The organism is Pseudomonas syringae pv. cilantro, from assembly GCF_001293775.1.
Taxonomy (GTDB): domain Bacteria; phylum Pseudomonadota; class Gammaproteobacteria; order Pseudomonadales; family Pseudomonadaceae; genus Aquipseudomonas; species Aquipseudomonas syringae_P.
Genome location: NZ_LGLN01000064.1, coordinates 38,109 through 54,966, shown reverse-complemented (window position 1 = coordinate 54,966; position 16,858 = coordinate 38,109). Strand labels below are relative to the sequence as shown.

18 protein-coding genes and 3 pseudogenes are annotated in these 16,858 nt (G+C 59.5%); 15 read left to right on the top strand and 6 right to left on the bottom strand.

Going from position 1 to position 16,858, the window contains the following annotated elements:
- The first annotated feature begins 221 nt into the window (after positions 1 to 221).
- The 8 genes from ABJ99_RS14840 (at position 222) to ABJ99_RS14805 (ending at position 8,274) form a co-directional block, all read left to right on the top strand.
- Positions 222 to 1,490, top strand: coding sequence for an OprD family porin (locus ABJ99_RS14840; protein WP_054086437.1), 1,269 nt, complete (start codon positions 222 to 224; stop codon positions 1,488 to 1,490).
- A 178-nt stretch (positions 1,491 to 1,668) separates the two neighbouring features.
- Entirely contained in the window at positions 1,669 to 2,496 is an 828-nt protein-coding gene (locus tag ABJ99_RS14835) for an NAD-dependent epimerase/dehydratase family protein (protein ID WP_054086436.1), read from the top strand.
- A 42-nt stretch (positions 2,497 to 2,538) separates the two neighbouring features.
- Positions 2,539 to 3,423 carry a glucurono-1,5-lactonase gene (locus ABJ99_RS14830; protein WP_054086435.1) on the top strand — a complete coding sequence of 295 codons (885 nt, stop codon included), beginning with the start codon at positions 2,539 to 2,541 and terminating at the stop codon, positions 3,421 to 3,423.
- 56 nt (positions 3,424 to 3,479) lie between these two features.
- The gene (locus ABJ99_RS14825) at positions 3,480 to 4,505 is read left to right on the top strand and encodes a TRAP transporter substrate-binding protein (protein WP_054086434.1); all 1,026 of its coding nucleotides are present in this window, start codon (positions 3,480 to 3,482) and stop codon (positions 4,503 to 4,505) included.
- Between the two features lie 60 nt (positions 4,506 to 4,565).
- Complete coding sequence (locus ABJ99_RS14820) at positions 4,566 to 5,093, top strand: TRAP transporter small permease (RefSeq protein ID WP_054086433.1); 528 nt, start codon at positions 4,566 to 4,568, stop codon at positions 5,091 to 5,093.
- Complete coding sequence (locus tag ABJ99_RS14815; RefSeq protein WP_007253046.1) at positions 5,094 to 6,374, top strand: TRAP transporter large permease; 1,281 nt, start codon at positions 5,094 to 5,096, stop codon at positions 6,372 to 6,374. It abuts the gene before it with no gap.
- Positions 6,375 to 6,458: 84 nt separating this feature from the next.
- Positions 6,459 to 7,430, top strand: a complete 972-nt coding sequence (locus tag ABJ99_RS14810; protein ID WP_054086432.1) for an EamA family transporter — start codon at positions 6,459 to 6,461, stop codon at positions 7,428 to 7,430.
- On the top strand, positions 7,405 to 8,274 hold the full coding sequence (locus ABJ99_RS14805) for an aldose 1-epimerase (protein WP_054086431.1): 870 nt from the start codon (positions 7,405 to 7,407) through the stop codon (positions 8,272 to 8,274). The genes ABJ99_RS14810 and ABJ99_RS14805 overlap by 26 nt, the downstream gene beginning before the upstream one ends.
- Positions 8,275 to 8,280: 6 nt before the next feature.
- Here the strand turns inward: ABJ99_RS14805 and ABJ99_RS14800 are convergent, their stop codons facing one another.
- A complete protein-coding gene (locus tag ABJ99_RS14800) occupies positions 8,281 to 8,853 on the bottom strand; it encodes a hypothetical protein (RefSeq protein ID WP_054086430.1) in 573 nt (190 codons plus the stop codon).
- Between the two features lie 366 nt (positions 8,854 to 9,219).
- Between ABJ99_RS14800 and vapB the strand changes: the two are divergent.
- From vapB to ABJ99_RS28305, 3 pseudogenes are all read left to right on the top strand, one after another.
- A pseudogene (vapB, locus tag ABJ99_RS14795) lies at positions 9,220 to 9,450 on the top strand (type II toxin-antitoxin system VapB family antitoxin).
- Positions 9,450 to 9,647, top strand: a pseudogene (locus tag ABJ99_RS27205) (PIN domain-containing protein); the annotation flags it as partial. The pseudogenes vapB and ABJ99_RS27205, both read left to right, overlap by 1 nt.
- Positions 9,648 to 9,670: 23 nt before the next feature.
- A pseudogene (locus tag ABJ99_RS28305) lies at positions 9,671 to 9,817 on the top strand (aldose 1-epimerase); the annotation flags it as partial.
- Between the two features lie 11 nt (positions 9,818 to 9,828).
- On the opposite strand, the gene ABJ99_RS29215 reads toward ABJ99_RS28305, so the two are convergent.
- The gene (locus tag ABJ99_RS29215) at positions 9,829 to 10,278 is read right to left on the bottom strand and encodes a hypothetical protein (protein WP_230081035.1); all 450 of its coding nucleotides are present in this window, start codon (positions 10,276 to 10,278) and stop codon (positions 9,829 to 9,831) included.
- A gap of 60 nt (positions 10,279 to 10,338) precedes the next feature.
- On the opposite strand from ABJ99_RS29215, the gene ABJ99_RS14785 reads away from it, so the two are divergent.
- Both ABJ99_RS14785 and ABJ99_RS14780 read left to right on the top strand, forming a co-directional pair.
- Entirely contained in the window at positions 10,339 to 10,851 is a 513-nt protein-coding gene (locus ABJ99_RS14785) for a sigma-70 family RNA polymerase sigma factor (protein ID WP_054086429.1), read from the top strand.
- Positions 10,851 to 11,513 carry a ChrR family anti-sigma-E factor gene (locus ABJ99_RS14780; protein ID WP_054086428.1) on the top strand — a complete coding sequence of 221 codons (663 nt, stop codon included), beginning with the start codon at positions 10,851 to 10,853 and terminating at the stop codon, positions 11,511 to 11,513. The genes ABJ99_RS14785 and ABJ99_RS14780 overlap by 1 nt, the downstream gene beginning before the upstream one ends.
- A gap of 22 nt (positions 11,514 to 11,535) precedes the next feature.
- Here the strand turns inward: ABJ99_RS14780 and aroA are convergent, their stop codons facing one another.
- The 3 genes from aroA to ABJ99_RS14765 form a co-directional block, all read right to left on the bottom strand.
- A complete protein-coding gene (gene aroA / locus ABJ99_RS14775) occupies positions 11,536 to 12,792 on the bottom strand; it encodes a 3-phosphoshikimate 1-carboxyvinyltransferase (protein ID WP_054086427.1) in 1,257 nt (418 codons plus the stop codon).
- Positions 12,793 to 12,888: 96 nt separating this feature from the next.
- Positions 12,889 to 13,371 (bottom strand): PAS domain-containing protein, encoded by a 483-nt coding sequence (locus tag ABJ99_RS14770; RefSeq protein WP_007253055.1) that lies wholly within the window; start codon positions 13,369 to 13,371, stop codon positions 12,889 to 12,891.
- Positions 13,372 to 13,374: 3 nt separating this feature from the next.
- Entirely contained in the window at positions 13,375 to 14,379 is a 1,005-nt protein-coding gene (locus ABJ99_RS14765; RefSeq protein ID WP_054086426.1) for a response regulator, read from the bottom strand.
- A gap of 276 nt (positions 14,380 to 14,655) precedes the next feature.
- On the opposite strand from ABJ99_RS14765, the gene parS reads away from it, so the two are divergent.
- Positions 14,656 to 15,105: a type II RES/Xre toxin-antitoxin system antitoxin gene (gene parS, locus ABJ99_RS14760; RefSeq protein WP_054086425.1), complete on the top strand. Its 450-nt coding sequence runs from the start codon at positions 14,656 to 14,658 to the stop codon at positions 15,103 to 15,105.
- The gene (locus ABJ99_RS14755) at positions 15,102 to 15,563 is read left to right on the top strand and encodes an RES family NAD+ phosphorylase (RefSeq protein ID WP_054086424.1); all 462 of its coding nucleotides are present in this window, start codon (positions 15,102 to 15,104) and stop codon (positions 15,561 to 15,563) included. The genes parS and ABJ99_RS14755 overlap by 4 nt, the downstream gene beginning before the upstream one ends.
- 87 nt (positions 15,564 to 15,650) lie before the next feature.
- Here the strand turns inward: ABJ99_RS14755 and mltA are convergent, their stop codons facing one another.
- Positions 15,651 to 16,850 carry a murein transglycosylase A gene (mltA, locus tag ABJ99_RS14750; RefSeq protein WP_162491547.1) on the bottom strand — a complete coding sequence of 400 codons (1,200 nt, stop codon included), beginning with the start codon at positions 16,848 to 16,850 and terminating at the stop codon, positions 15,651 to 15,653.
- Between the last annotated feature and the right edge of the window lie 8 nt (positions 16,851 to 16,858).

The following is a 16,858-nucleotide window of genomic DNA, read 5'->3' as shown; positions in this document are numbered from 1 at the left end:
TCCATCGTTATTGAGACTTTGCCCGCGCTGTCTGCCTTGCAGTATTCGACACCCTTCCTGATTCATAGCATTCGCTGACGTTCGGCGAGCGGTATTCGGCTGTCTTGCGGCCGAGACCCTGCCTGGCAACGGGCATCACGCAATCCTCGAAGGTGTCGGCTGCAAAGAGTACACAGCCAGAAAAGGGGACAGTTTTCGATAAACAAGGGAGCACAACAATAATGACATCTCACACCACCCGTTCGCGCATCCTGCTAGGGGTCGGCGGCATGACGCTGGTTTTCCCGATGCTCGGCATGGCCGAAGGCTTCGTGGACGACACCAAGGCGACGCTCACCCTGCGTAACGCGTACTTCAACCGCAACTTCACCAATCCGGCTTTTCCGAACAGTGCGGCACCGCAGAACAAGGCCGAAGAGTGGACGCAAAGCTTCATTCTTGATGCCAAGTCCGGGTTCACTCAGGGCGTTGTGGGTTTCGGAGTTGATGTGCTGGGTCTGTACTCGGTCAAACTCGATGGCGGCAAAGGCACCGGCGGCACCCAGTTGCTGCCGATCCATGGCGACGGGCGTCCGGCCGATGATTTCGGACGTCTGGGTGTGGCGGGCAAGGCGCGGGTTTCCAAGACTGAACTGAAAGTCGGTGAATGGATGCCGGTGTTGCCCATCCTGCGCTCCGATGACGGTCGCTCCCTGCCGCAAACCTTCCAGGGCGGTCAGGTCACTTCCAAAGAGATCGACGGCCTGACCCTGTACGGCGGGCAATTCCGTGGCAACAGCCCGCGTAACGATGCCAGCATGGAGGACATGTCGCTGAACGGACGCGGCGCATTCACTTCGGACCGCTTCAACTTCGGCGGCGGTGAATACGTGTTCAACGACAAACGTACTCAGGCAGGTATCTGGTACTCGGAACTGCAGGATATCTATCAGCAACAGTTCTTCAATCTGCTGCACAGTCAGCCAATCGGCGACTGGACACTCGGCGCCAACCTCGGCTTCTTCAACGGCAAGGAAGACGGCAACAAACTGGCGGGCGATCTGGACAACAAGACCGCCTACGCATTGCTCTCCGCGCGCTATGGCGGCAGTACCTTCTATGTCGGCCTGCAAAAGATCACTGGCGATACCGGGTGGATGCGCGTCAACGGCACCAGCGGCGGCACGCTGGCCAACGACAGTTACAACTCCAGTTATGACAACGCCAAAGAGAAGTCCTGGCAATTACGGCATGACTATAACTTTGTGGTGCTCGGCGTACCCGGCCTGACAATGATGAACCGTTACATCAGCGGTGATAACGTGCATACCGGCAACATCACCGACGGCAAGGAATGGGGGCGCGAGTCCGAACTGGCTTACACCGTGCAGAGCGGCGCCTTCAAGAACCTGAACGTCAAGTGGCGCAATTCCACACTACGTCGCGACTTCAGTGCCAACGAATTCGATGAGAACCGCGTGTTCATCAGCTATCCGATTTCGCTGCTCTGACGCCCTGTGGCAAAGTCTGGCGATGACTGCAGACTTTGCCTTTGTAACCAGCTGTGTTGCGAAGTGTGCAAAGGCCGGAATTAGACGTTGGCCGCGTTGACAATCCGCGTAGGCGGTGCAAATAATTCAGCAAGTCATACGACAACAGATGACAACAATAACAATCAGGACTTTTCTCATGATATCGGCTCATACCACGCAAACTCCCTTCAATCGCCTCCTGCTGACAGGCGCGGCAGGTGGCCTGGGCAAAGTATTACGCGAGACCTTGCGCCCTTACGCGAAGGTGCTGCGACTTTCCGACATCGCCGATATGGCCCCAGCCATCGACGCCACCGAAGAAGTTCAGGTCTGCGATCTGGCTGACAAGCATGCGGTACATCAACTGGTCGAAGGCGTGGATGCGATTCTGCATTTCGGCGGCGTGTCGGTGGAACGGCCGTTCGAGGAAATCCTCGGCGCCAATATCTGCGGCGTTTTTCACATCTACGAGGCCGCTCGCCGGCACGGCGTGAAACGCGTGATCTTCGCCAGCTCCAATCATGTGATCGGTTTCTACAAGCAGAACGAAACCATCGACGCGCACTCCCCGCGTCGTCCGGACAGTTATTACGGCCTGTCCAAGTCCTACGGCGAAGACATGGCCAGTTTCTACTTTGATCGTTACGGCATCGAAACCGTCAGCATCCGCATTGGCTCGTCATTTCCCGAACCGCAGAACCGCCGAATGATGAGCACCTGGCTGAGCTTTGGCGACCTGACCCAACTCATCAAGCGCTCCCTGTACACACCGGATGTAGGTCATACCGTGGTCTACGGCATGTCGGACAACAAAAACGTATGGTGGGACAACAGCCTGGCCAGCAAGCTGGGCTATGCCCCCGAAGACAGCTCAGAGCAGTTCCGTGCCAAGATCGAGGCCCAGCCGCAGCCGGCGGCCGATGATCCGGCGATGGTTTATCAGGGTGGCGCATTCGTGGCCTCGGGGCCGTTCGGCGACCAATAAGCATCACTGCTTTCTTTCAGAAATCCGGAGACACGAACCGTCATGGATGCCGAACTGATCGTCGATGCACAAAATGCCACAGGCGAAAGCCCGGTCTGGAGCGTGCGTGACCAGGCGTTGTACTGGGTGGATATTCCGCAAGGCCAACTGCATTGCTGGAGCTGCGCAGACAACACAACGCGCAGCTGGAAAGCACCGCAGATGCTCGCCTGTATTGCCGCCGATAGCCGCGGTGGCTGGATCGCCGGAATGGAGAGCGGGATTTTTCATCTGCAACCCTGTGAAGACGGCAACCTGATCAGCACGCTGCTGGTCAGCGTCGAGCACCTGCGCACGGGCATGCGCTTCAATGACGGCCGCTGCGACCGTCAAGGTCGTTTCTGGGCGGGCACCATGCTGATGGACATGGCAGCAGGTGCGGTGGTTGGCGCGATGTATCGCTACAGCGCGAACCAGAAGACGCTGGACCCGCTGCTGCAAGACTTCATTGTCCCCAACGGCCTGGCTTTCAGCCCTGACGGCAACACGATGTACCTGTCTGACTCACACCCCGACGTGCAAAAGATCTGGGCCTTCGATTACGACACTGACAGCGGCACGCCGCATGACCGCCGCCTGTTCGTGGACATGAACCATCACTTGGGGCGCCCCGACGGCGCGGCAATCGATGTCGACGGCTGTTACTGGATCTGCGGCAACGACGCCGGGCTGATTCACCGCTTCACGCCCAAAGGCAAACTTGACCGCTCACTGGTGGTGCCGGTGAAAAAGCCCGCCATGTGTGCGTTTGGTGGCCCGAACCTGGACATCCTGTTCGTCACCTCGATTCGCCCGGGCGGCGATCTCAGCGACCAGCCGCTCGCCGGTGGCGTGTTCGCTTTGCGACCTGGCGTCAAAGGCCTGGAGGAACCCGCGTTCAAGGGCTGACTGCGCCTTCCGAAAATCCCGTAGCTCGACCAAAAATAACAACATTGGAGATATCCATGGATTTCAAACGCAAGCTCCTCATCGCAGCACTTCCGCTGGCTTTCTGCATGTCGGGCATGGCCCAGGCAGAGGTCAAGATCAAGTTCGCCGAGATTCACCCGGCAGGCTACGCGCCGGTTGTGGCTGAACAGAACATGGGCAAGAAGCTCGACGAGCAATCCAAGGGCGAGATCAGCTTCAAGATGTACGCAGGCGGCGTGCTCGGCTCCGAGAAGGAAGTCGTCGAGCAGGTGCAGAGCGGTGCCGTGCAGATGACCCGTGTCAGTCTCGGCATCGTCGGCCCGGTGGTGCCAGACGTCAACGTCTTCAACCTGCCGTTCGTGTTCCGCGATCAGGCGCACATGCGCACGATCATCGACGGTGAGATCGGCCAGGAGATTCTCGACAAGATCACCAACTCGCAATTCAACATGGTCGCCCTGGCCTGGATGGATGGCGGCACCCGCAACCTGTATACCAAGAAGCCGGTACGGCAGATGTCGGACCTCAAGGGCATGAAGATCCGTGTTCAGGGCAACCCGGTGTTCATCGACACCATCAATGACATGGGCGGCAACGGCATCGCCATGGCCACCGGCGAGATCTTCAGCGCCCTGCAGACCGGCGTGATCGACGGTGCTGAAAACAACCCGCCGACCTACCTCCAGCACAATCACTACCAGAACGCCAAGTTCTTCACGATCACCGAGCACTTGATCCTGCCGGAGCCGATCGTGATGTCGAAAAGCACATGGGAAAAGCTCAAGCCCGAGCAACAGGCGCTGGTGAAAAAGCTCGCGCGTGAAGCACAGATGGAAGAGCGCGTACTGTGGGACAAGTCGTCAGCCGAAGCCGAGACCAAACTCAAGGCTGCGGGCGTGGAGTTCATCACGCTGACACCGGAGCAGAAGAAAGCCTTCTACGACGCGACCCAGCCGGTGCGTGACAAATACGGCGCGCCTTACAAGGATCTGATCCGCCGCATCGAAGAGGTCAAGACCAACCCGGCGCTGGCCGCGAGCAACACCCAAGCGGCCCAATAAGCCAGTCCGATCAAGCAGCGGGAACGAGCCCAGGCTCGTTCGCCGCCGTGGTGAGCCCCTATGAAAAGTAATCTATTGCGCATCAACGACACGCTCTATCGCGTCTGTATCGGCATTGCGGGTCTGTCGGTGCTGATCATGACGCTGATTATTCCCTGGGGCATTTTTGCCCGCTACATCCTGGGCAGCGGCTCCAGCTGGCCGGAGCCCACCGCCATTCTGCTGATGGTGGTGTTTACATTCTTCGGCGCAGCGGCCAGTTACCGGGCGGGCGCACACATGGCGGTCTCGATGGCCGTGGACCGCATGCCGCAGCAGGTACGTCGTGTCGCCGCCGTGGCGGTGCAGGTCCTGATGGCAATTGTGGCCCTGTTCATGATCGTCAAGGGCTTCAAGTTGTGCGCCACCACCTGGAATCAGTTTGTTGGCGAACTGCCCTTTCTGCGCGTGGGGATCTCTTATCTGCCAATCCCCATCGGCGGTATCGTGACCCTGATTTTCGTGCTGGAACGTTTGTTTCTGGGCGACCAGAGTCATCGCGCGGTGATGCGCTTCGACGTCATTGAAGAAAGCGAAGGTGCCGCATAAATGGACGCTTTTATACTGCTGGGCAGCTTCATCGCGTTGATTCTCATCGGCATGCCGGTTGCTTATGCACTGGGCCTGTCAGCCCTGATCGGCGCCTGGTGGATCGATATTCCGGCCGATGCGCTGATGATTCAGATTGCCGGTGGCGTGAACAAATTCTCGTTGCTGGCGATCCCGTTCTTCGTCCTCGCCGGGGCGATCATGGCCGAAGGTGGCATGTCACGGCGACTGGTCGCCTTCGCTGCCGTGCTGGTCGGCTTTGTGCGCGGCGGTCTGTCGCTGGTCAACATCGTGGCCTCGACGTTCTTTGGCGCGATTTCAGGCTCGTCAGTTGCCGATACCGCTTCGGTCGGCTCGGTGCTGATCCCGGAAATGGAGCGTAACGGCTACCCTCGCGACTTCTCGACCGCGGTAACCGTCAGCGGCTCGGTTCAGGCGCTATTGACGCCACCCAGCCATAACTCGGTGCTTTACTCGCTGGCGGCAGGCGGAACCGTGTCGATCGCTTCGCTGTTCATGGCCGGGATAATGCCGGGCCTGCTGCTCAGCGCGGTGATGATGGGCTTATGCATGATCTTCGCGCGCAAGCGCAACTACCCCAAGGGCGAAGTCATACCGCTACGTCAGGCGCTGAAAATCGCCGGTGAAGCGCTCTGGGGCATGATGGCCATGGTCATCATCCTCGGCGGCATTCTGTCGGGTATCTTCACCGCCACCGAGTCGGCTGCCATTGCCGTGTTGTGGGCGTTCTTTGTCACCATGTTCATCTACCGCGACTACAAATGGCGCGATCTGCCCAAGCTGATGCACCGGGCGGCACGGACCATTTCCATCGTGATGATCCTGATCGGTTTTGCTGCCAGCTTCGGTTACATCCTGACGCTGATGGAAATCCCGATGAAGATCACGACAGCGTTCCTGACCCTGTCGGATAACCGTTACGTGATCCTGATGTGCATCAACGTGATGCTGCTGTTGCTGGGCACCGTCATGGACATGGCCCCGCTGATTCTGATCCTGACCCCGATCCTGTTGCCGGTGATCGTCGGCGTCGGCATCGACCCGGTGCATTTCGGCATGATCATGCTGGTCAACCTGGGGATCGGACTGATCACACCGCCGGTGGGTGCGGTGCTGTTCGTCGGTGCGGCGGTGGGTAAAGTCACCATCGAAGCCACCGTGAAAGCGCTGGTGCCTTTCTACGTCGCATTGTTTCTGGTGCTGATGCTGGTGACCTATGTGCCGGCCATTTCGCTGTGGCTGCCGAGCGTGGTGCTCTAAGGTCTGTCGCTGCAACGCCACCGGGGCTCTGCAAAGAGCTCCGGTGCGCACTCTCTGTTATCCAGCCAAGGAGGCTGGTTGCGTATGTCCGCCCCTGCCCTGTTCCCCCGTCACATCGCCGTGCTGATCCTCGCGCTGCTGGCCTGCTCGTTTGCCGGCAATCACATCGCCGCACGTATTGCCTTCGATCACGACACCGGCCTGCTGCTGGCCATCCTTTGTCGCTCTGGCGTGACCTTGCTGGCGCTCACCAGCCTGGTGCTGTGGCAACGTGAAACACTCAGTCTGCCGGCCAGCACCTGGCGCTGGCAGTTGTTGCTCGGGCTGCTGATCGCGACCCAAAGCTTTTGCATCTACTCGGCAGTCGCGCGCATTCCGGTCGCGCTGGCATTACTGGTGGTCAATGTCTCGCCGATCCTGCTGGCGTTACTGACCTGGGCGCTGGGCGGTACCAGGCCGACACGCCGTGCGGCAGGCCTGATGGCGCTGATTCTGTTTGGCCTGGCACTGGCGCTGGACGTGCCACAGCGCTTGTCGAACCCGGGCAGCAGCGAGCCGCAATGGCTGGAGGGCATCGCCTACGCGTCCACCGCCGCGGTGGTATTCGCGTTCGCCTTGTGGATAACCGATAACAAACTGGCGGGCATGCGCGGTAGCGTTCGCAGCATGCTGACCATGGCCGTGGTATTTGTGGTCGCCGCCGTTGCAGGCAGCAGTGGCGTATTGCCCGGCGGCGTGGATCTACCCTCCAGCCGTATCGGCTGGACCGCACTGGCCAGTCTGGTGCTGCTCTACGGGCTGGGTTTCTCGCTGCTGTTCATCTGCATGGCGCGCCTGGATATCAGCCGCAATGCACCGGTGATGAACATCGAGCCGGTGGCGAGCCTGCTGTTCGGCTGGCTGATTCTGGATCAGTTGCTCAGCAGCGGCCAGATCCTCGGCGGGTTGATCGTGGTCAGCGGCATCGTGCTGCTGACCTGGCGCCGCGCCAACCCGCCAGCCCCCCAACTATCCGACAAGGCCCTGCATAATGCCCGTGAACGTTCTGACCCTTGAAGACGGTATTACCCGCCTGAGCGTCGCTCCCGAAATCGGCGGCAGTATTGTCAACTGGACGGTATTGGCAAGCGGCCAGCCGTTGCTGCGCACAAGCAACGATGACGCACTGGCGGCAGGCATGCCGCGTCGACTGGCCTGCTACCCGCTGGCACCCTGGTCGAACCGGATCGGCAACGGCGGTTTTGACACGCCGGATGGCTGGCTCGCACTGGCCCCCAACAGCGCCAACGACCCGCTGCCGATTCACGGCAGCGCCTGGCAGCAGCCATGGATAGTCATTGAGCAGACGCCTCGGCAGATCTGCCTGCAACTCGACAGCCAGACGCCGTTCGCCTACCGCGCGCAACTTCGCTACACCCTGCACGACGGCAAACTGAGTGTCGAACTGACCACCACTCACCTGGACAACCACGCTGCCTGGCACGGCCAGGGCTTGCATCCTTACCTTCCTCGCACCGCCCACACGCGCTTGCAGGCCAACGTCGCGCAGGTTTGGCTGAGTGATGAAAACGGCTTGCCGGCTGCCTTAAAGGACATTCCTGCCGAATGGGACTTCCAGCACAGCAACGCTCTGCCCGACACACGCCTCGACAACGGCTTTACCGGCTGGGATGGACACAGCGTCATCAGCCAGCCGGACCTGGGTTATGAACTGCACTGCCAGGCCACCGGCAGCGATTACTGTCTGGTGTTCTGCCCGCCGGGGCTGGATTTCTTTTGCTTCGAGCCGGTCAGCCACCCGGTCAACGCCCATCATTTGCCTGGGCATCCGGGGCTGAAGCTGTTGCGCCAGGGAGATACAACAACGCTGGCGTTCAGCCTGCATTATCAGACGCTGTGACGCACATCATGGGGCGATAACCAGTGTCGAAAGGCCGCTGACCTGGGTGACACCGCTCCATTTATTGCAATCGTTATTCGGTGAGGAACTGTCACTGCCCAGTACAAACGTACTGACCGCGCTGGCGCCCTTGTAGCGGCCGTCCATAATCGTTCCGACACCGAGAATTGTTGTACTCAGATTACCGATGTTGTTGAGGATCGCGATGAACTTGTAAGTGCTGGCGGCACCATCACCCCATTTGATGTCCCAAACAATCGGGTTGGTTTGCAGGAGCAAGGATTTGCAGGAAAAATTCGCTTTGAAACGTGCGCTGGATGAGGCGCTGATCCCCTTCAGTTGCGGGTGCGATGCACAGGGGCCCCATTTGCTGGTTGTCGAGACGTTGACATCCTTCGCGGTGTTGGTCACCCCGGGCGACCAGTTTGCAGTATGAGTTCCTGCCAGACAAATCGTCCGGTTAGCGTCTTCAGCCTGTGATCGCTCGGGCGCTAATAGAAGCCCCGTACACACAATGACCAGCGATAGCGTGGCCAGCTTGACTGAACCAGATGAAGCGCGCGCGACATGAATATCCATAATGGTCTCCCTGACCTTGATAACGTCCAGACCTCAGGATAATCAGCCGGCGTTGATTACTCTACTGTCAGAAATGACAGTAACAGCCAATGGCCGCGACGCTTGGCGCATCCGTCTGCAAGACCTGCCATTCCTTCCTGTAATCCTCGGCACGCCGTCAAAGCCCCTATCAGCCTGCACATCCAAGGTTCAGGTTTTAAGGACAGGGCAAATCTATCAACATCGGGTTAGCCGCTCTACCGAGAGCCGCTACGGTTCCAGTCCGCGATCGGCACGGGCAAAGCGTTCGAAAACCACCGGGATGTCCCGTTGACATCTCCCGGAAAAATCCCATTCCTGGTTATCATGCAGCCTAGGGAATCATCAATGGAGCAATCCACTCTGTTCAAAATCAATCGCAGCCAGGCTATCCGGCTTCCAAAAGCCATGGCCTTGCCCGACGATGTGAAACGAGTCGATGTTGTCGCCGTGGGCAGGAGCCGGATCATTTAGCCCGCAGGTGAAATGTGGAACAGCTGGTTCGATGGCGAAGGCGTCAGTGATGACTTCATGACAGAGCGCGGGCAACCGGCAGAACAACAGCCCGAATCGTTCTGATGCTCACGTACATGCTTGACACTAACATCTGCATCTTCACGGTCAATAACGAACCCACCTCGATACGTGAAGCCTTCAACCTTCATTATGGACAACTGTGTATCAGCGCTATCACGCTGGTGGAGCTTGTCTACGGCGCAGAAAAGTCTTCAAGACCTGAAAGAAATCTCGCCGTTGTGGAAGGCTTTACGGCACGTCATCGCGATAACTGTAATGCCTCTTCTGTTTTGAGCCCGTCAGCCACCCGGTGAATGCCCATCATTTGCCTGGGCATCCGGGGTTGAAGCTGTTGCGGCGCGGCGAGTCGATGACGTTGGGATTCAACCTGCAGTACAAAAATGTACAGCAGGCCTTATCCGTGCCCTGACTGGTATATGGTTACGGTGTAATCACCAGTGTTGAAAGACCGCTGACGCTGGTAACGCCGATGGCGGTGTTGCAGCTGTCCTCCAACGTTGACTGAAAATTGCCAAGTAAAAATGTACTTGTCACATTGGCGCCGTTATAACGGCCGTCCACCATTGTCCCAACACCAACAATAGTTGTGTTTAAAGTACCGATATTATTGATCGTCGCTTTGAACTCATAAGTGCTGGTGACTCCATCACTCCAGGTAATGACCCATTTCCTGCTGGATGTTGGCTGCATGACCGGCCCGCAGCCATTGTCATGGCCGAACCTGTAAAAATCCTCCGCGCCGCTCGTCACATCCTGTGATCCATTCCCCATCCCGCTACGTAACACCTGTGCATCGCGAACCAAAACCAGACAATGGTGATCAGAAGGTGGATTATGCGCACTACTGCCAGTCTCAGGACCTTCTGTCACTTGCCCATCCCTCACAGCGACTCGACAACAAGCCGACTTTGGATTGATGAAGTCACCGCCGTGGCCCGCGAGAGGGACCGCGACAGTTTCATGCGCATTTACGATCACTTCGCCCCACGTTTATTGCGCTATCTGACGGGCCTGAATGTGCCTGAAGGGCAGGCTGAAGAACTGGTGCAGGAAGTGCTCCTGAAGCTCTGGCACAAGGCCGAGTCCTTCGACCCGTCCAAAGCCAGCCTGGGAACCTGGCTGTTCCGCATCGCGCGCAATTTGTACATCGACAGCGTGCGCAAGGATCGGGGGTGGGTGCAGGTGCAAAATTCGCTGGAACAACTCGAACGTCTGGAGGCCCCGGTAGACAGAACGCTCGATTACAGCCAGCGTCAGGAGCAACAACTGAACACCGCGATCCAGAACCTGCCTGCCGATCAGGCCAAAGTGTTGCGAATGTCTTATTTCGAAGCGCTCAGTCATCGGGAAATTTCCGAACGCCTTGATATGCCACTGGGCACGGTGAAGTCGTGCCTGCGCCTGGCCTTTCAAAAATTGCGCTCTCGGATCGAGGAGTCATGATGAGCCCAGTACATCATCCGGATGACGCGACTCTGATCAGCTACGCCGCAGGGGCGTTGTCGCAGGTCATCGCGGTAGTCACCGCCGCTCACCTGGAGCGTTGCGCCGAATGCCGGGCGCGGCTGCGGCAAGCCGAACAGATCGGCGGCGTTTTGATGCAGCAGTCCATCAGCCGCGTGGTGCCACTCAAGGGCCGGATGGCCATGCTGGCGCGTCTGGATGAGCAGGAAACCAGTGTCGATTCGGCTTTGCATGCCATGCAAACGACCAATCATGACCCTGACTTGCTGCCCCACTGCATGCACGCGCATTTCGGCCGGCATCTGAGCACACTGAAGTGGAAAACCCTTATCCCCGGTGTCCAGCGCATCAGCGCCCAGGGAATCGAACAGGGCAACCTCATGCTGCTGAAAATCGCCCCCGGCGTCAGCATGCCGGTCCACAGCCATGAAAGCGGCGAAATGACCATGGTGCTCAAGGGCGCTTATCACGACGTGCAGGGTGAATTCGGACTCAACGATGTGGCAGATCTGGACAGCCACATCCAGCACCAGCCGATTGCCTACCCCGACCGGGAATGCATCTGCGTGCTGGCAGCTGAGTCAAAACTGCGCTTTCATGGCTTGATGGCGCGGATGATGCAGCCGTTTTTCGGGATTTGAAGAACGGCCGCTGCAACAGCTGTCAGCGCTGAACATTCACCCCTAGCGAAGCCAGCGCATCCCAATAACCCGGGTAAGTCTTGCCGACGCAATCCGGGTCCTGGATGCGGATGCCTTTGATTTTCAGGCCGGCCAATGCAAAGCACATGGCGATCCGGTGGTCGGCGTGGGTGTCGATCAGCGCATCGACCGTGGTGCCTGCCAGCGCCGGGTTGGCGTGCACGATCAGGTCGTCGCCCTCTTCAACCGCCAGGCCGGGCGCGATGGCGCACAGGCCTTGCGACAAGGCTGAAATACGGTCGCATTCCTTGACCCGCAGGTTGGCGATGCCAACAAAGCGCACTGTCTGACGATTGAACGCTGCGAGCACCGCCAGCGTCGGGATCGCGTCCTGCATCTGCGAGCCATCGATCACGGCGGGCATGTTCGGGAAGCGGTCGATGATCTGGCTGGCGAGGGCATCCGGCTGAGTGAACGCGTCGCTCGCCACGCCGAGGTCGATGTTGCCTTCTGTCAACGCCTGCGCGGCCCAGAGGTAGGTCGCGGCGGAGGCGTCCGGTTCGATATGGAAATCGGTCGCGCAGTAGCCAGTGGCCGAGACTTTCCAGGCTGAGTCGCCAATGGCCTGGACCTCTGCGCCAAACGCCTGCATGGCGGCGAGGGTCAGATCCACGTAACCGCGCGCACCTATTTCGCTGCCGGTCAGCGCCACTTCGAGCGGGCCCTTGCCGCAGGCGCCGGCCATCAGCAGCGCCGATACGTACTGGCTGGACAGGTTGCCGTCGATTTCAATACGCCCGGCTTCAAGACCGCCCTTGCCCTTGATCGCCACGGGCGGGCAGCCACTGGGCGCGCTGACGTCCACACCCATGCGCTGCAAAGCATCGACCAGCGGGCCGATCGGGCGCTTGCGCATGTACTCGTCGCCGTCCACCACGAAATTGCCTTCGAAATTGGCCAGCGCAGCCGTCAAGAAGCGCGTCGCGGTCCCGGCGTTGCCGAGAAACAGCGCCTGCTGCGGTGCCTGCCAGTGGCCGCTGCTGGTCACCACGAAGGTGCTGTCATCCGGCTCATCGACCTGCACGCCCATCAGACGCAGCGCGTCAGACATCACACGGGTGTCGTCGCTCTTCAGCGCGCCGGTCAGACGACTGGTGCCTTTGGCCAGGCCTGCCAGCAGCAGCGCCCGGTTGGTGATCGACTTGGAGCCCGGCGGGCTGACGCGCCCGACCAGCGGGCGCTCGACAGGCATAACAGTGAGAGTGGCTTGAGATCGCATGATGTCCCTGAGCGTCAGCGGAAAAATCGCGATCCTAGCACGAGGACGATCAAGCTCGCAGGGCGGCTTTACTGGATGGTCATGAGCGCAGGCTGATCACTCGGGCGCTACTCCGGAAAGCTGCTGTAGCTTGTCGTTGGCCGCCAGCAGTTGATTGCGGTTGGCCGCCACATCGGTAACGTCATAGATCACCAGACACACATGGCTGATCGCGCCCGTGGTCGAGCGCAGCGGAAACAGCGTGGTGTTCTGGTACATGAATTCCTCCTGCCCGGTGATCGGCTGATAATTCTTGAAACGCACCAGGTACGGCCGCTGCTCCCAGATGGTGAACGCAGGCGTGCCGAGGGTCACGACGTTATCGATTTTCTTGCTGAACCACTTCGCGTTGACCTCGGGAAAAATCTCGAAAAAGGTCTTGTCGATGGCCACATAGGGCACCACACCGGAACGGTTTTCCATAAAAGTATTCCAGACCGTGACCCGGTAGTTCAGGTCCAGTACCACAATGCCTACGTCAATGTTCTGGGTGACGGCCAGCAACCAATGAAGCTCGTTGATTTCGATAGCGTTGCTCATGGGTCAGCTCATCATATAGGCGAGTTTTTTGGTAAGCAGCTCGACCGAATCTTCGGTGAACAGCATCAGCAGATCGAAATGCAGATTGTGGCCTTCCACGCTGTAACTGATTTCGACCGCCAGCGTTTTTTTCCAGCGCTGCTGATTGATGCGGATCAATTCGTCGATCCCGCCCTGCGCGCCCAACAGCTGTGGGTGCCCCTGCGAGAAGGCGATGTCGATCTGCTCGGCGATGCCGCTCAGGCAGGCACCGATCAGGATCGTGGACAGGTCCAGCAGCATTTCCATGTCGGAACTGTCGGAATGATCGCCGCCCATCAGTTGCGAGATGCCGGAAATCTCCGAATCATGAAAAATCAGCAGCGCTTCACCGGCGATTCCGCCACCGATATAACCCTGACATACCGCCGTCAAACGCTGATCACTGTGCGCATCGGCCAGCGCCATGTGCAACTCGCCGACTTCGAGCATGTTCACATTGGGCACCGGCAACTGCACGAACACCCCCAGCACCTTGGCCAGTAATGCTGCCGCGCGCCCCATGGCGACGTTGACGGTTTCACGGAACGCATCCTGAAAGCTGATCACCCCGCCCGTGTTGTTCAGCGCCGGCAAGGGCACCGGTGCCGTCGCAGGCTTGCCCAGCAGGCCGAGGCGCTCCAGCGTGCTTTTGAGCTCGTCCGGATCAGCCGGCTTTTTCAGGAACGCCAGCGCACCCAGCTCCATGACCCGGCGCACCGCTTCGTCCTGTACGTCGCCGGACACGACAATCACCCTGGCGTCCAGGTTTTCGGCACGGATCGCCGCCAGCGTCTGGTAACCGTCCATCACCGGCATGGTCAGGTCGAGCAGCACGACCTGGCCCTGCCCTTTGCGTATGGCCTCCAGACCTTCCTGGCCTTGGGTAGCCAGTGTGACCGACACATCCCAGTCTTCGGGCAAGGCACGCAACAACTGCTTGCGCGCCATGTTCGAGTCGTCACATATCAATAGCGCAAGCGTGGACATCGTGTGGTTCTCACTGCAGAAAAATCAGGCCGACGGTGGCAGCACGTACAGGTTCGACTGCACTATCGGGGGGAGAATGGCCTGAGCCTATAACGCTCTATCGATAACATTCAAACTAACCTATAGCCTAAATCGGCGCTCTTTGACGTTTCTGTAATTTAAGTCGTCATCTATTGTTGCAGATCACTACCGCCGCCGGACAAACAGGCCTATCATCAAGTGATAGATTCAATAGCAATCACTCGATACATCGACCGCGTACCAGAGAGGTGAGTCATGTCCCTGCCCATCAGCGACTATCAACCGGCCAAGCCCCGGCAGGACGACTTCTGGCATCACCTGGGCATTCCGGCACGTGGCACCCGCCTGCACACGGCATTGCACAGCGGCTTGCCCTATGAGGTGTTCGAACGTCTGGCGCATTACACCGACCTGAACCGCTCGACACTGGCCGAGCACTTGGGCATCGCTCCGGCCACCTTGCAGCGGCGTCTCAAGGTGCGCCGCTTCAACGCCGAGGAAAGTGACCGTCTGTTTCGTCTCGCCGCAGTCTACAAGGCGGCGCTGGACCTGTTTGAAGACGACACCGAAGCCACGCGCCTGTGGCTGGCCAATCCAGTGCACGGGCTGGGCAATCGCAGGCCGCTGGAGATGCTTGCCACCTCAGCCGAAGCCCAGGCCGTGCTGGACCTGATCGGTCGGCTGGAGCACGGAGTGGTCGCGTGATTGCCGTTTATCGTCTGGTAAAGCGCAAATGGCTGGCGCAAGCGTTCGACGGCGAAGGTGCCAAGCTCTACGGCGGACGCTGGAACAGCAAGGGCAACGCGTGCCTGTATTGCGCGGGCAGCGAGTCGCTGGCGCTGCTGGAAATACTGGTTCACCTGAACAACACCGGCGTGGCCCGGCATTACGCAATGCTTGAACTGCAGATCGCCGAAGACCTTATCCTCAACGCGCGCCCCGACACCCTGCCACCCGACTGGCGCGAAGAACCCGCGCCACAAGCCACGGCCACGTTCGGCGACGCCTGGCTGGCGTCTGGTCAAAGCCTGGCACTGGCCGTACCCAGCGTGATCATCCCGCGCGAGCAGAACTACGTGCTCAACGTCCGGCACCCGGCGTTCGAAGCCGTTGTCGCAACGGCCCGAGAACTGGCGTTTGATGTAGACCCACGGCTGACGTGAGCGGCTTGCACAGCGGGCAGAAGGGAAAGCTCTACGTCTGGCACGAACACGCCATAGAGCTACCTACTTGAAAACCCCGGCTGTTGATCACTGACTCGCTGGCGTCTGAGCGACATCCGTCTGAGGCAATGCCACGCCCTTGGGCCACAACAACCAGATGTTGCCCTTCTGCTTCATGTCACCCGCCAGCTTGCCGGCTTCTTCACCTGTGCCCCAGAACAGGTCAGCGCGTACTTCACCGGCAATGGCACCGCCGGTGTCCTGCGCAGCGACCGGGCGCACCACGCTGCTGCCGTCCGGTCGCGTGGTGGACAGCCAGAGCAGACTGCCCAGCGGAATCACCTTGCGATCGATGGCCACGCTGTAACCCGGCGTCAGTGGCACGTTGAGCGAGCCACGCGGACCTTCATTACTGTCAGGGTTACGGCCGAAAAACACGTAACTCGGGTTACTGGCCAGCAGTTCGTTGATCCGCTCCGGATGCGCCTTGGCCCACGCAGCGATGCTGCCCATGGTCACGTCTTCCTTCTTCAACTCGCCCTGCTCCACCAGCCAGCGACCAATGGCGCGATACGGACGACCGTTCTGATCGGCGTAGCCCAGACGCAGCTGCGAGCCATCTTCCAGGCTGACCCGCCCGGAGCCCTGAATCTGCAAGAACTGCAGATCCATCGGGTCGGTCAGCCAGGCAATGACCGGCGCATTCAGGCCCTTTGCATTGATCGTCGCAGCGTCGTCATAAGGTTTGAGCACTCGCCCCTCAAGCCGACCGCGCAGGCGCTTGCCCTTGAGCTCCGGGTAAATGCTGTCCAGATTGACCACGATCAGATCATCCGGAATGCCATACACCGGCACATTGGCGGTCGCTGTCTGGGTCAGGCTGCCGGGATAGACTGGCTCGTAATAGCCGGTGATCAGACCATCGGCGCTGCCGATGTCGGCGCGCAGGCTGTAGACCTGCAACTGCTCCTGCAGAAACGTACGGATCTGCGCCGCGTCCGGCGCAGCCGCAAGACTTGCCGCCGCCGCACACGTCGCCCCCCACACGGCATCGGCCTTGAGGCGAACACAGGCGCTGCGCCATGCAGCGAAACCGGCCTGCAAATCAGCATCCGAAACCGCTGGCAGCGCGTCCCAGGTGGCTTGAGAGTAAGTGGTGTGCGGTGCGGCTGGCGGCGCAGCCGGTTTATCGGATTTGTCACAAGCGGTCAGCATGAAGGCCAGTGGCAAAGCCAGCGCCAGGCTCCGAGACCATGGCTTGAAAGAGAACGTCATCAGCAGCACCAATCCGTTCA

Bases quoted from the DNA above. Each gene is read 5' to 3' on its own strand.
- ABJ99_RS14780 (WP_054086428.1), top strand. From the start codon at position 10,851: ATGAGCCCAGTACATCATCCGGATGACGCGACTCTGATCAGCTACGCC.
- ABJ99_RS14825 (WP_054086434.1), top strand. From the start codon at position 3,480: ATGGATTTCAAACGCAAGCTCCTCATCGCAGCACTTCCGCTGGCTTTC.
- aroA (WP_054086427.1), bottom strand. From the start codon at position 12,792: ATGCGATCTCAAGCCACTCTCACTGTTATGCCTGTCGAGCGCCCGCTG.
- ABJ99_RS14835 (WP_054086436.1), top strand. From the start codon at position 1,669: ATGATATCGGCTCATACCACGCAAACTCCCTTCAATCGCCTCCTGCTG.
- ABJ99_RS14800 (WP_054086430.1), bottom strand. From the start codon at position 8,853: ATGGATATTCATGTCGCGCGCGCTTCATCTGGTTCAGTCAAGCTGGCC.
- ABJ99_RS14770 (WP_007253055.1), bottom strand. From the start codon at position 13,371: ATGAGCAACGCTATCGAAATCAACGAGCTTCATTGGTTGCTGGCCGTC.
- ABJ99_RS14805 (WP_054086431.1), top strand. From the start codon at position 7,405: ATGCCCGTGAACGTTCTGACCCTTGAAGACGGTATTACCCGCCTGAGC.
- ABJ99_RS14840 (WP_054086437.1), top strand. From the start codon at position 222: ATGACATCTCACACCACCCGTTCGCGCATCCTGCTAGGGGTCGGCGGC.
- ABJ99_RS14810 (WP_054086432.1), top strand. From the start codon at position 6,459: ATGTCCGCCCCTGCCCTGTTCCCCCGTCACATCGCCGTGCTGATCCTC.
- ABJ99_RS14820 (WP_054086433.1), top strand. From the start codon at position 4,566: ATGAAAAGTAATCTATTGCGCATCAACGACACGCTCTATCGCGTCTGT.
- ABJ99_RS14830 (WP_054086435.1), top strand. From the start codon at position 2,539: ATGGATGCCGAACTGATCGTCGATGCACAAAATGCCACAGGCGAAAGC.
- ABJ99_RS14815 (WP_007253046.1), top strand. From the start codon at position 5,094: ATGGACGCTTTTATACTGCTGGGCAGCTTCATCGCGTTGATTCTCATC.
- ABJ99_RS14765 (WP_054086426.1), bottom strand. From the start codon at position 14,379: ATGTCCACGCTTGCGCTATTGATATGTGACGACTCGAACATGGCGCGC.
- parS (WP_054086425.1), top strand. From the start codon at position 14,656: ATGTCCCTGCCCATCAGCGACTATCAACCGGCCAAGCCCCGGCAGGAC.